Origin of the sequence: Christiangramia sediminicola (assembly GCF_031344135.1) — a bacterium.
Lineage (GTDB): Bacteria > Bacteroidota > Bacteroidia > Flavobacteriales > Flavobacteriaceae > Christiangramia > Christiangramia sediminicola.
Genome location: NZ_JAVJIU010000001.1, coordinates 629,689 through 643,069, shown reverse-complemented (window position 1 = coordinate 643,069; position 13,381 = coordinate 629,689). Strand labels below are relative to the sequence as shown.

The 13,381-nt window shown below is 38.0% G+C and carries 4 protein-coding genes; 3 read left to right on the top strand and 1 reads right to left on the bottom strand.

What is annotated here, in order from left to right; genetic code table 11:
* Window positions 1–387, top strand: a complete 387-nt coding sequence (apaG, locus tag RE431_RS02885) for a Co2+/Mg2+ efflux protein ApaG (protein ID WP_309560449.1) — start codon at window positions 1–3, stop codon at window positions 385–387.
* Here the strand turns inward: apaG and RE431_RS02880 are convergent.
* Entirely contained in the window at window positions 372–1,091 is a 720-nt protein-coding gene (locus RE431_RS02880; RefSeq protein WP_309560448.1) for an NRDE family protein, read from the bottom strand. The genes apaG and RE431_RS02880 overlap by 16 nt on opposite strands.
* A gap of 139 nt (window positions 1,092–1,230) precedes the next feature.
* On the opposite strand from RE431_RS02880, the gene pruA reads away from it, so the two are divergent.
* The gene (pruA, locus tag RE431_RS02875; RefSeq protein ID WP_309560447.1) at window positions 1,231–2,874 is read left to right on the top strand and encodes an L-glutamate gamma-semialdehyde dehydrogenase; all 1,644 of its coding nucleotides are present in this window, start codon (window positions 1,231–1,233) and stop codon (window positions 2,872–2,874) included.
* A gap of 291 nt (window positions 2,875–3,165) precedes the next feature.
* Window positions 3,166–13,278 carry an Ig-like domain-containing protein gene (locus tag RE431_RS02870; protein WP_309560446.1) on the top strand — a complete coding sequence of 3,371 codons (10,113 nt, stop codon included), beginning with the start codon at window positions 3,166–3,168 and terminating at the stop codon, window positions 13,276–13,278.
* The last annotated feature ends 103 nt before the right edge of the window (window positions 13,279–13,381 follow it).

The following is a 13,381-nucleotide window of genomic DNA, read 5'->3' as shown; positions in this document are numbered from 1 at the left end:
ATGATCCACCAGATCACCAGAGGTATAAAAATTTCCGTCGAAACTCACTTCGAGGGAATGTTCTATAAAGACTACAGGATGCAACATGCTTTTGGTTACCAGATCACTATTGAGAACCAAAGCAATGATTCAGTACAATTAGAGTCCCGCTTCTGGGTAATTAAAGATTCTTTGAATGAAACTGAAACCGTTTCGGGAGATGGCGTAATAGGCAAACAACCTGTCTTACAACCTGGCGAGAGGCACACTTATAAAAGCGGCTGCCTGCTAAGAGGCCCGATCGGCTCAATGAATGGTCATTACAATATGAGGAATTTCAGCACCGGTAAGAATTTCACTGTAAAGATCCCATCATTTAAACTAGGCGCTACTTACGCCTTAAACTGAAAATAATTTTCGGTTACCTCCTTACTCATCAGACTTTTATACCAGAATTTTAATTCTTCTGAAGAGTTATAGATCTGCGTAATACTTTGTGTTTTCAAAAAACCACGATCAATGATCAGATCAAATTGTTTATTTCCCTCTCCGGCATTGTGATGGAAATCCAGCAGACTTTTAGGATTATAACCTTCAGAATCTTTAAGTTTCTTAAACCATTTCATTCTTTTCGCTTTCATCTCTTTGGTATATAAAGGTGAAGATGACCAGATATGCTCTTTCATAGGTAATTCTGTTACACGCCTGTCCTCTCCATCCCAAAGTAATTCATAAAAAGCCAGTCCGTTGTGCCAGTCTACTACGATCATGGTAAAAGGTTCAATATCTTCCAGGTTATATTCATTAAAAAGTTTTCTCAATTTAGTACCTGCAAGAAAATCTTTTACTACAACTCCCCTACTTTTACGATATTCAGGCTTTCTTACATGAGTTTCTTCAGCTCCATTCATCAGGCAAACGCAACGTAGTTTTTCGCTAATACCAATCCAGGTACCACCGGCCTTTTCATCTTTAGGATAAAAAAGCTTCGTTTCCTTATAAACCTCCTTTTTTGGAGGAAGCGTATTTCTACTTACTGCTTCATCTCTATTCGAAGTTAGAATAAATCCGTTCATAGAGTCTGGGTGAGGAACCAAAGTAATCGTGCACATGTGTAAATTGAAAATTTTAAGGAAAATAACGAAAAAAGTTAAGCTTTCGTGAAGTGACCCTAGTTGTTCCTGAAAACCGCTTTATTTTTTTACCTTTAGCGGAATTAAATTACAATCGAAAAAAGCAAAATAAATATTTATGGGAAAAGGATTTTTTCACGTTCCTGTAGCTGTTAATGAACCAGTTAAGAGTTACGCACCAGGAACCCCAGAAAGAGAAGAAGTTTTACTTACTTATAAAGATCTTTGGAATGCCAATACGGAAGTTCCACTTTATATCGGATCTGAACAGGTAAAAACTGGAGACACCAAAACCATCAATCCTCCACATGATCATAAGCATGTAGTGGGAACTTATCATTTAGCCAAAAAGAAGCATGTTGAACAGGCTATTTCTGAAGCTTTAGAAGCCAGAAAAAAATGGGCTAAACTGGAATGGGAACAGCGTGCAGCTATCTTTTTAAAAGCAGCTGACCTGATTGCCGGTCCATACAGACAAAAAATGAATGCAGCCACAATGATTGGGCAGTCTAAAAATATCTATCAGGCTGAAATTGATTCAGCATGTGAGATCTGTGACTTTCTAAGATTTAACGTTGAATATATGGCTCAGCTATATAACGAGCAACCAGAATCTTCCGAAGGTGTTTGGAATAGAGTTGAATACAGACCACTAGAAGGTTTCGTGTATGCTATTACTCCATTCAACTTTACTGCGATTGCCGGTAATCTGCCTTCAAGTGCAGCATTAATGGGTAACGTTGCCGTTTGGAAACCAAGTGACAGCCAGATGCTTTCAGCTCAAGTGATCATGGAAGTATTCAAAGAGGCTGGATTACCAGATGGAGTGATCAACATGGTAAATGGAGATCCTGCAATGGTAACTGATACAGTTCTTGCAAGTCCAGATTTCGCCGGAGTACATTTTACCGGAAGTACAGATGTATTTAAAGGTATCTGGGAGAAAATAGGAAACAACATCAGAAACTATAAAACATATCCTAGAATCGTTGGAGAAACTGGTGGTAAAGATTTCATCCTGGCACATCCAACTGCAAACCCTAAGCAAGTTGCTACGGCAATTTCCAGAGGAGCTTTTGAATTCCAGGGTCAAAAATGTAGTGCTGCTTCACGTGTTTATCTGCCTAAAAGTCTATGGCCAGAAATTAAGGATTTCGTTGTTGAAGATGTAGAATCTTTTAAAATGGGATCACCAGAAGATATGACTAATTTTATCAATTCTGTAATTCATGAAGCTTCCTTTGACAAGCTTGCTAGTTATATAGACAAAGCAAAGAAAGACAAGAGTACTGAAATTGTTGTAGGTGGTAATTATGATAAATCTAAAGGTTACTTTATTGAACCAACAGTTATCTTAACTACAGATCCTCATTATACTACTATGGAAACTGAGCTTTTTGGGCCGGTAGTAACTATTTATGTTTACGATGATAAGAATTTCAATGAAAAGAAATGGGCTGATATCTGTGAAACAGTAGATAACACTAGTATTTATGCACTTACAGGCGCTATTCTATCGGGAGACCGATATGCAGCTGCCCAGGCGACAGATCTGCTTCAGAACGCAGCAGGTAACTTCTATATTAATGACAAGCCAACAGGCGCAGTTGTAGGTCAGCAGCCATTTGGTGGTGCCAGATCAAGTGGTACTAACGATAAGGCAGGATCTAAAATGAACCTGATGAGATGGATTTCCGTAAGATTAGTTAAGGAAACATTTGTTCCTGCAACAGATTACAGATATCCGTTTATGGGAGAATAATCCAAACTCCTGAAAAAAATTAAAAGCCGTTGTTTTCACAACGGCTTTTTTTATACCCGACTTTATATCAATTAATTATACTCGACAGTTTTTTCTTACCGTCTTTATCGACTTTTAACGTTTTTTGGCGAAATTTTAGCTGAAATTCAGAAAATTAAATTACATTTATCTGCTAAATCACTTTGCCCCAGTCCATTGTGATTAGAATTATTTAACCGCCCCACAGTTAGTTTGCCCCCTATATAGTACCCCCTACGCATTAATTATTTATTGTAATTAAACCTTATAACTATGGGTAAAAAATTACATGGGAAATTCTTATTAATACTTCTTCTTTTTCCTGCATTTATTTGGGGGCAGGATTGCCCTACCTCTGTTTCATTGTCATCAGATACCGGTTCTTCAATTTGTGCCGGAACTACTGCTACATTTACAGCTAATCCTAATTCTGGAACAGGACCTTTCATATATGAATGGAAAATTAATAGCACTGTTCAGACTGAAAGCAGTGATACATTTGTCACATCAGGTCTCACAAATGGTCAAACTGTTTCGGTTACTGTAGTAAGTGCAAATGGCACTTCATGTTCGGTAAGTAATTCAGGTAGTCCAATTACAGTAAACGAAAATAAGACACCATCGGTTAATTTTACCGTTCCTACCGGCACTAAATGTATCGATCAAAATATAACATTTACAGCATCCAATACTAATGGAGGATCTAATCCAAATTATGAGTGGTTTGTGGAAGGTACTTCCGTACAAAATTCTACAAATAATAAGTTAATTAGATCATTCCCTTCGGAAGGCTCTTTTAATGTAAGAGTAGTTGTAACTTCAAATCTAACTTGTGTCACTTCTCAAACTGCAGAGGTTACTAAGCAAGTATCAATAACAAATAATGCATCTATATCTGTATCAGACCCAGATATAGATAACGCCTGTATCAATTCTGCAATTTCTCCAATTGCATTTTCAATTGCAGGAAGTGCCACCGGAGCTAATGCTACCGGGCTACCTCCAGGAATTTCTGGCAGCTATAGCAATGGTACATTTACTATAACTGGAAGTCCTACCTCTTCAGGAACTTTTAATTATACCGTTAATACTACCGGTCCATGTACAGCAGCTTCTTCTGGTGGTACTATAACTGTATTAAAAGATGCAACTATATCCTTAGCTTCCGCCAATAACAATCAAGAGGTTTGTCAGGGATCAGCGATTAGCAATATAAATTACACCCTGGGAGAAACCGCAGATAATGTATCTGTTTCGGGATTACCTGCTGGTATAACAGGAAATCTTTCTGGATCAACTTTTAGTATTAGTGGAAGTTCAACATCCATAGGAACTCATAATTTTACTTTGTATGCAACCGGATCTTGTGGAAATTCGGAAACTCTTAGTGGTTCTATAGTGATAATTGAAAATTTAACTCCAACCATTTCAATATTTTCGTCAGAGGTTGATAATGAGATTTGCGCAGGTGAAGAAGTAACTTTTACCATAAATGCCACCAATGAAGGTTATTCTCCATCTTTTCAATGGAAAATAAATGGAAGCAATGTTGCTGGTGAAAACGGCACAGTTTTCACCACTACTAATCTCGAAAATGGGGATGCGGTTAGTATCGAACTCACAAGTTCCGAAAATTGTTTAACACAGAGTTCTGTTACAAGTAATGAGATTACAACAATTGTAAATGAAAATTTAACTCCGGAAGTTACCATCGAGGTTACAGATACTGATATCTGTCCTGGAGATGAAATTATTTTTAGTGTGGCATCAATCCTGAACGAGGGAAGTTCTCCTGGTTACCAGTGGAAATTAGATGGTAGCGATGTAGGCAATGGATCAACTTATGTTACCTCCAATCTAGAAGATGGTCAAACTGTTTCTTTGGTTTTAACTTCAAATGAGACTTGTCTTGCTGAAAATGATGTAACTAGCAACGAAATAACCATAGAGGTGTATCCTCCTGTACCAGCAGTGCCCGGAACAATAAGCGGAGAAATCGAAGTTTGTTCTACTGCTACAGGTTTAACATACTCTGTTACTCCTGTTGAAAATGCGACTAGTTATTCCTGGACCTTACCAAACGGATGGTCAATGAATCCGGCTAATCAAACTTCTAATAGCATTACAGTAAATGCAGGCGGATCTGGTACTGGAATTATTTCAGTATTAGCAAACAATAATTGCGGGGACAGTTCAACAGCCAGTACTTTAGAAGTTACTACTGTTGATGGTGTTCCGGCGAATCCTGGAACAATAACTTCTGACTTAGGAGGAAATAATAACATTTGTCCACCCTTTAATATAAATTTCAGCGTTGCCGGAACCGGTTCTTTTAAATGGACAGTACCTTCAGGTTGGGATATCATTAGTGGCGCAGGGACAAACGCTGTAACTGTGCGCATCACTGATGCTGCTGCAAGTGGTACTCACGAAGTTTCTGTAGTTGCAAATAATATATGCGGCGACAGTAGTCCTTCAACCTACACCGGAATCGTAGTAGATAATCATATTGTTGCTGATTTTGGTGAAGATAAAACTATTTGCGGATCCCAAAATTCAATTCAATTAACTGGTTCAAGAAGTTTTGGAGATGCTACACTTGATGTTCAATTTACCAGTTCGAGCTCTGGCACTTCCGGTTTTTCAAATTCTACGGTTGGTGGTCAAAACAAGACCGGACCTTTTACGGTTACTTATACTCCAACTCAAACAGATAGAAATAACGGACAGGTAACCTTAACCATGACCGTTCCGGAACCAAAAGGTAATAGCAATAATGGAAATAAATGTGGTATTTCCAGTGATTCCATGGTTTTATATATTATTAAGGATGCTACCATATCTGATCCAGCAAATAAAACACAAACGGTTTGTATAAACCAACCAATTGAGAATATAGAATTTACGATAGGTGAAGCAGGAACAGGCGGTACGGTAACCGGCTTACCTGCAGGGCTTAATGGTGTATTTAATAATGGGATTTTTACAATATCAGGAACTCCAACAACATCAGGATCTTTTAATTACACAGTTAATACTACCGGAGACTGTACTTCTCAACAAGTTTCTAGATCAGGTACTATTACGATTTCTCCTGATAACACTATAACAGATGCCACTAACAAAAATCAGACAGTCTGTATTAATCAGCCAATAGTCGAAATGTCATTTCCGGTGAACTCAACAGTGAGTTCTGTTTCCATAACAGGAATGCCAGCTGGTATTACCGGAACTGTTACAGGTGAGAATTTTGTAATTACCGGCACACCTACAGAATCTGGAACTTTCAACTACACTTTGAATACAACGGGTAGTTGTGAGACTGCCTCTACTGCAGGAAGCTTAACAGTTAATCCTGATGTAACCATAAACGATCCATCGAATAAGGATCAGGAAATATGTATAAATACAGCAATAGTCGATATAGAATTTGAAATTTCTTCTCCGGGAAGTGGAGCAACTGTCTCAAATCTTCCAGATGGAATACAAAGTGAGTTTTCAAATGGTTTTTTTAGAATTTATGGTACTCCGACCGTTGCAGGTGAATTTGAATACGAGGTGAATACAACAGGTAGTTGTGTTCAGACTAGTCAGTCAGGAATAATTACAGTATTTGAAGATCCAACAGCAGAAATCAGCTATGATGGACCTTTCTGCACATCACAGGGTGAAAGCAGTACAGTTACTTTAACTGGAACCGGAGATTATCAAAATGGAGAATTTAGCGTAAGTCCGGCAGGATTAACAATAGATTCAAGTTCCGGAGCAATTACAGCAGGAGGAACTACAACAGCCGGCACCTACACTATTACATATACCGGACCTGATACCTGTAATAGAGCTGTTGCCACTACCGAAGTTACGATTAATGCAGCTCCCATTGTAGAACTTTCTTACGAAGGTCCATTCTGTAATTCAGACAGTTCTCTAAAAGATCCTATTTTTTCAAACGGCGTGGGTAATTATACTGGAGGAACATTCTCTGCAGAACCTGGTGGTTTAACTATTGATCCTAATACTGGTCAAATAAATCCTCAATCTGTAAGTCCTGGCACTTATGATATCTTTTATGAAATAAATGATAACGCTTCAGGTTGTGAAATAGTGATTATAACTACAAAAGTTACCATTACACAAAATCCAACTTTAGAAATAAGCTATCCTGAAATCATCTGCTCATCTGAAACTTCTGTCGCTGTAGTAATTTCCGAAGAAGATGGAGCATACGATACCGGCACATTCTCTGGATCAAATGGCCTGGATATTTCTACAGACGGAACAATTAACCCGAATAATAGTACTTACGAACAACATACTGTTACTTATACCATTCCGGCCGAAAATGGATGCGGTATAATTGAAAAAACTGCAACTTTCACTATTAAAGAACAACCTGTCATTACCACAAACCCAGTTAACACTGGAGTTTGCTCTAACAGTCCTGCTGAATTTGAAGTTATCGCAACCGGTAGTGATCTTAAATATCAATGGTACAAAATAGTATCTGGTACAGCTCAGAGTATACCTGGAGAAACAGATGCTACTTTGAGTTTCTCCAATGTAACTTCGGCAGATGCTTTAGATTATTATGTAATCGTTTCTGGTTCTGATACTTGTTCTGAAGTAACTTCAGATACCGTAAGTCTAAATGTAGATGAAGATATCGTAATTACCGAACCTTCAGAAGATATAACCATTTGTGAGCAGGAAGTTGAAGAAATTTCTTTTGAATTTATAGGTCATGCGAACGGCTCTGCGCTTACATTTAAGTGGATGAAAAACGGCGTTGAGGTTACAGAAATTGAAGACAAGATAGCCATAAGCCAAAGCGGGCCTACTGGTGATAACGGAGAGTATACAGGTACTTTAACTATTGTGAATCCAACTTCTGGTGATTCAGGTGATTCCGGAGATTACTACGTAGTTGTAGATGGCCCAGATTATTTCACCTGTTCTGAGGCAACTTCAAAAACTTTCACTTTTAGAGTTGAAGCAAGACCGCCTAAACCTGAAACTACTGATCTTATATTCTGTCTGAATGAGGAGGCTGGAACTCTAAGTGCAGATGGTGAATCTGGCAACGAAATTAGATGGTACACCTACGATACCAATACTGAAATTTATACCTATATAGGTAGCGACAGCGATATTAACATTGATACATCAACTCCTGCAAATTATACTTATTATGCTACGCAGGTGAGAGAAAATGGAAGTGGATGCGAAAGTGATTATGAGCCTATTCAAATTAATGTTTTAAATAAACCAGCAAAAATTTCTGAAGAAACTATTACTTACGAATATTGTTTTGGAGAGGTAGTTGAAGACGCCATTTCAGTTACTCCTGCAGACGGAGCAACTGTCAACTGGTATGCTACACAAGAGGGAACTGAAACAATTTCTGCTCCCCAACCTCAAACAAATAACGCTTCTAATCAAACTTACTGGGTTAGTCAGACACTTACTTCCACTGGTTGTGAAAGTGATCGTACTCCCGTAGAAATTATTATTAATGAACTTCCGAATGTCCAGGTTGCAACTTCAGATGGTGAAACCACCATTTGCAAAGGTAGCACGGTAACTTTAAATCTTTCGGGAGCTGAGAGCTACACAGTTTACTTAGGAGAGCTAGAAATTGCTAACACTACAAATTCAACTGTAGACCTTAATCCCACTACCATTGGTGAGAATATTTATACCATTGAAGGTTTCAATGCTAAAGGATGTTCTAACACCTATAACATTAGCATATTTGTTGATGAATTAAGCGAAGCTGGTACTCTAACGCCAGATAATGCTGAAATATGTGTTTCGCCAGGTGCAGTAACGCTATCTTTAGGTGAATACACGGGAGAAATAATTAAGTGGGAATATAAAAATACTTCTACTTCAGATGTTTGGACAGAACCAGCTAATGTCAATTTATCTGCAGAAAGAACTTTTAACAATTTAAAGGAAGATACCGATTTTCGAGTCACCGTTAAAAATGGTGTTTGTTTCGAAGATTACGCTGAAACCAGTATTAAAGTTTGGCAATTACCTGTTGGTGGAGAACTTGAATGGGACACCAATAATGATCGGATTTTCCTTACCTGTGAAAACCCGGCAGATGGATTTGCCAGTTCAGTAACACTATCAGGACATACTGGAGAAATTCAATACTGGGAATATCGAAATGCCCCTTCCACAACCTGGGAAAAACTGAATGTTCAGACGACTTCCCTGAGCGGACAACAGGTTGAAGATGTAATCAATAATTTATCTACAGCTTTTAGAGCCGTTATCAGCAATGGTAGCTGCACGAATGTCGTTTATTCAGAAACAGCTATTACCAGCGTAATTGTGGCAGATATCAAGCCTACTCCAGTTCAGGTAGACAAGGAAGTTATCTGTATAGGTGATGTGATTAGTTTAAGTTCTGAAACAGGATATAGTACTGAAGGTGGAAATCTAGAGGGCGGAGCTTTTGATAATGCCGGAATAAAAAATAATGGCTGGAAATTCACGAACTTGGAGGGTGGTACTAATGATTTTGATTCCGGTGCAAACAATGGAAGAGCAGATCACTGGTTAAGAATGAATCCTCATGGGCAGGGTTCTGAGGATAATGAAAAAGTATATACAGCACATCTGGATCCTATAAATGAACAAAGTCCTACCAATGGATATATGGTAAACTTTGACACGTATGAGGCTCCTGAAGGAAATAAAGGTTTTGCAATTGTAACCGGAGATAATGATTCCTATATGGAAACAGCAGTTTTCTCTCTTAGCGGACTGGATGAGGCAATTCTAACTTTCGACCAGGCGTATAATTTAACGGAAGGAGCTAGAATTATTGTTGAAATTTCTTCAGACGGAGGAGCAACTTACAATACAGTTTTACAGGATATTACTGGAACTGCTACTAGTGGAAACTATGATAATTTTGGAGATTTCACACCGGAAGAAAGACCTTTAAACAAAATGGTTTTTGATCTCGGTGATTTTCTTGGACTGCCAAATCTTCGCGTTCGGTTCCATTTCGACGGAATGATTGATGGTGACGTTTGGGCTGTTGATAATATTGAAATTCCTCAAGGCCCACAAGATGTTTTACTGCAATGGTATTATGACGAAGACCTCAATGATCCTGATAACTCTTTAGAAACAATTGGTGAAGTAAATCAAGGAACGGTTCCTTTTGAGCCAAGAAAAATTGGATGGAACGATTTTGAAGTTCAAACCAGATTAATTTTAGATAGTAACGGCAATGCCTGCCAGAGTATTGATAACTTTGAAACAATAAGAGTTTGGGCATTTGATAGATATACCTCTACCGTAGCTTCTGAAGTTGGTGCATGTGGTAGTCTTTCAGTAAAACTTACCGCCACGGTAGATGCTACTTATCAAGCAAAAACCATTACAGAATATCCAACCTTAGATGGATATGTTGGATCATGGAAAGTGGAGGATCTTAATGGAAATGAAGTTACTTCAGGATTTACAATTACCAATCAGGATAACACTACAGGCTTAGAACCCGTTAATGATCCAAACGCAATTTTCACTGCAGATGAACTTGGAGATTACAGGTTTAAGTGGATTTTAACACCAACAGCTAAAGATGAAAATGACGTACTGATTGATAATTTTGGATGCCCACCAGTTGAAAATCCATCCAATGTAGAATTGGTAGATTGTGTAACTCTAGACTTTGATGGAGATGATGATTATGTTGACCTGGGGCAGGCTGAATATACAGGCAGTTATTTCATAGAAGCATGGATCATGCCGTTTGATAGACCAATAGATGGTGGTGGTACTACAAATGCTACTACCGGTACAATTATAAGCGGACCAGGTTTCGAAATCAAGATGGAAGATTTACCAGCCACGGTAATCCCGAATACAAGATGGTATCATATCGCCGTATCGAATTCTGGAAACATTTGGGTAGATGGTGTGGCCGCACCAGAAAAGGCTTCTGGAAATGGAGGTACCAGAACACTTATTGGAGCTAGATGGAATACCACAAATAAATCGACTGAAAATCATTTTTCAGGATGGATAGATGAAGTTAGAATCTGGAATAATACTCCAGAATTACGAGAAGTTAGGTTTATGATGAACCAGCGAATCAAATTAAATGGAACAAGCGCTACAGATCCAATTGAAGGTGAAGTAGTTCCAAACCTAACGGTAGCAGGAAGTTATCTTACCAAAGATGGTCACAACATGCATCTCGAGGACGATGGAAATTTGAAGAAATTCTATGATCAAAAATGGGGTGATCTTGCCGGTTATTATAGATTATATTCCAACAATCCTGATCCAGATGCCATTCCTTGCTTTATTATTGATGAAAACTTAAAACCATCTGGTGGATATACTCCAGACCATTCTCTAAACCCAGTTGATGGAAGAATGGTTAACATTACTACAGATCAGGAAAATACTTCTCCCACTCCTTATTGTAGCGGTGCAGATGCAACCTGGGCAAATGTGAATACCTGGGCCAGACCAGATGTTTGGGATTATCCTAATAGCACTTCTGGCGGAACCGCAATTGAATGGAATATCGCAAAGGTTAACCATAATATCACCTCAGATAGTAAAACTATTACTATGCTGGGCTTACTTTCAGAAACTGAAAATAAATTATTAAGTATTAATGGAAACCACCCAATTACGGTCACTCATTATTTATTGCTTGATGGAAATATGGATCTGGTAGACGATTCTCAATTATTACAGGATCATGGAAGTATTCTTGCCAATAGCAGTAAAGGATGGGCAGAAATAGACCAGGAAGGTAGAAGAAGTAGTTTTAACTATAATTACTGGACCAGTCCGCATAGTAATCAGGGATCTGATAATAACTCAGGTTTCATGATCAATCAGGTATTAATGGATGGTACCACACCTGGTACACCAAAGGCCATCAATTTTGCGAATGGATATTTTGTTGCAGATGGTGCAAGAACGAATCCTATAACAATTAGTAACGAATGGATCTGGGATTTTAGAGGAGGAAGAAATGATGATTATTCAGACTGGTTACATTTAGGCTCAGACTATACCGAAATTGTAGGTGCAGGATACTCCATGAAAGGAACCGACGGAACTGCTAGTTTATCTGCAAAACAGAACTATGTCTTCCGCGGAAAACCAAATAATGGTAATATCCCCACAGCAGATCTAAATATCCTAAGTGGTAGAGACTTTCTCGTTGGAAACCCTTATCCATCTGCAATAGATGCCAATGCTTTCATTAAAGATAATCTTACACAGATTGGGAACATCACTGGAAATAATGAGAACAACGAGAATGTCTTCAATGGTTCAATTTATTATTGGGACCATTTTGGCGGTCAGACACATATTTTAGCAGAATATATAGGTGGATACGCTACCTGGAATTTATCTGGAGGATTAAAAGCTATTTCTAATGACTGGAGAATTAATGCAACTGAAGACAGACCAGGTGATGAAAATACACCTCAGCAATATATTCCTGTTGCTCAAGGATTCTTCTTAAGCACCGTTGGTGGAGACGCATTTGGTGGTGATATAATATTTAAAAACACCCAGAGAATTTTCAAAACCACTAATTCAGATCCTTCAGTATTCATGCAACATGAAGAGAATATTAAAGGTAAGGTCAGCTCAAAAAAAGCTCCTCTGAGTGATGATACCAGAGTTAAGATAAGGTTGAAATATGAGTCACCGAAAAAATACTATAGACAGATATTGGTGACAATGGATCAGAATACAACGAATGGTTTTGATTTTGGATATGATGCACCGCTCATAGAAAACAATCTTGAAGACATGTACTGGTATTTTGATAAGAAAGGATATGTGATTCAAGGAGTTCCAGATTTTGAAAAAGAACAGGTGTTACCATTAGCTATTAAATCTAAAGAAGGCGGCGAGTTTACCATTAAGATCGATGAAACTGAAAACTGGCCGACTGGTAAAGAACTTTATTTAAAAGATAAAGTATTGGATACTATTCATGATCTTTTAGCTGCCGATTATATTAGCTCTACTGAACAAGCTGGAGAAATAAATGACAGGTTCGAAATTATTTTCTTTAAAGAAAAAGCTGAGATACCAGATCCAGATGAAATAATAGATCCGGATGAATTGCCTGAAATTGACGGACTTGTAGGAATTAGTTATAGTACATTTACTAAACAGGTTAAGATCAGTAATTTCGATATGCTTGATGTCTCAAAAGTGATGATCTTTGACATGGGTGGTAAATTAATACAGGAATACGATGAATTACCAACGCAGAGGGAAATCCTTCTAGGAATGCGTCCTGTAAGGTCTGGCATCTATATCGTAAAAGTGTTCAGTGAGAATGGAATCTCTAACAAAAAAGTAGTTATAAAGTAAATTTTATTTTTGGAAATTCAGAAAATAGAAGCTTCTATTCATTTCTATTCTACTGATTCAAAGAGCCTTATTATAACATTTTTCTAATTTTTTTATCCGTTTA

What these genes read in the sequence shown, in the direction of transcription:
- RE431_RS02880 (WP_309560448.1), bottom strand. Translation starts at nt 1,091, where the DNA reads ATGTGCACGATTACTTTGGTTCCTCACCCAGACTCTATGAACGGATTT.
- apaG (WP_309560449.1), top strand. Translation starts at nt 1, where the DNA reads ATGATCCACCAGATCACCAGAGGTATAAAAATTTCCGTCGAAACTCAC.
- pruA (WP_309560447.1), top strand. Translation starts at nt 1,231, where the DNA reads ATGGGAAAAGGATTTTTTCACGTTCCTGTAGCTGTTAATGAACCAGTT.
- RE431_RS02870 (WP_309560446.1), top strand. Translation starts at nt 3,166, where the DNA reads ATGGGTAAAAAATTACATGGGAAATTCTTATTAATACTTCTTCTTTTT.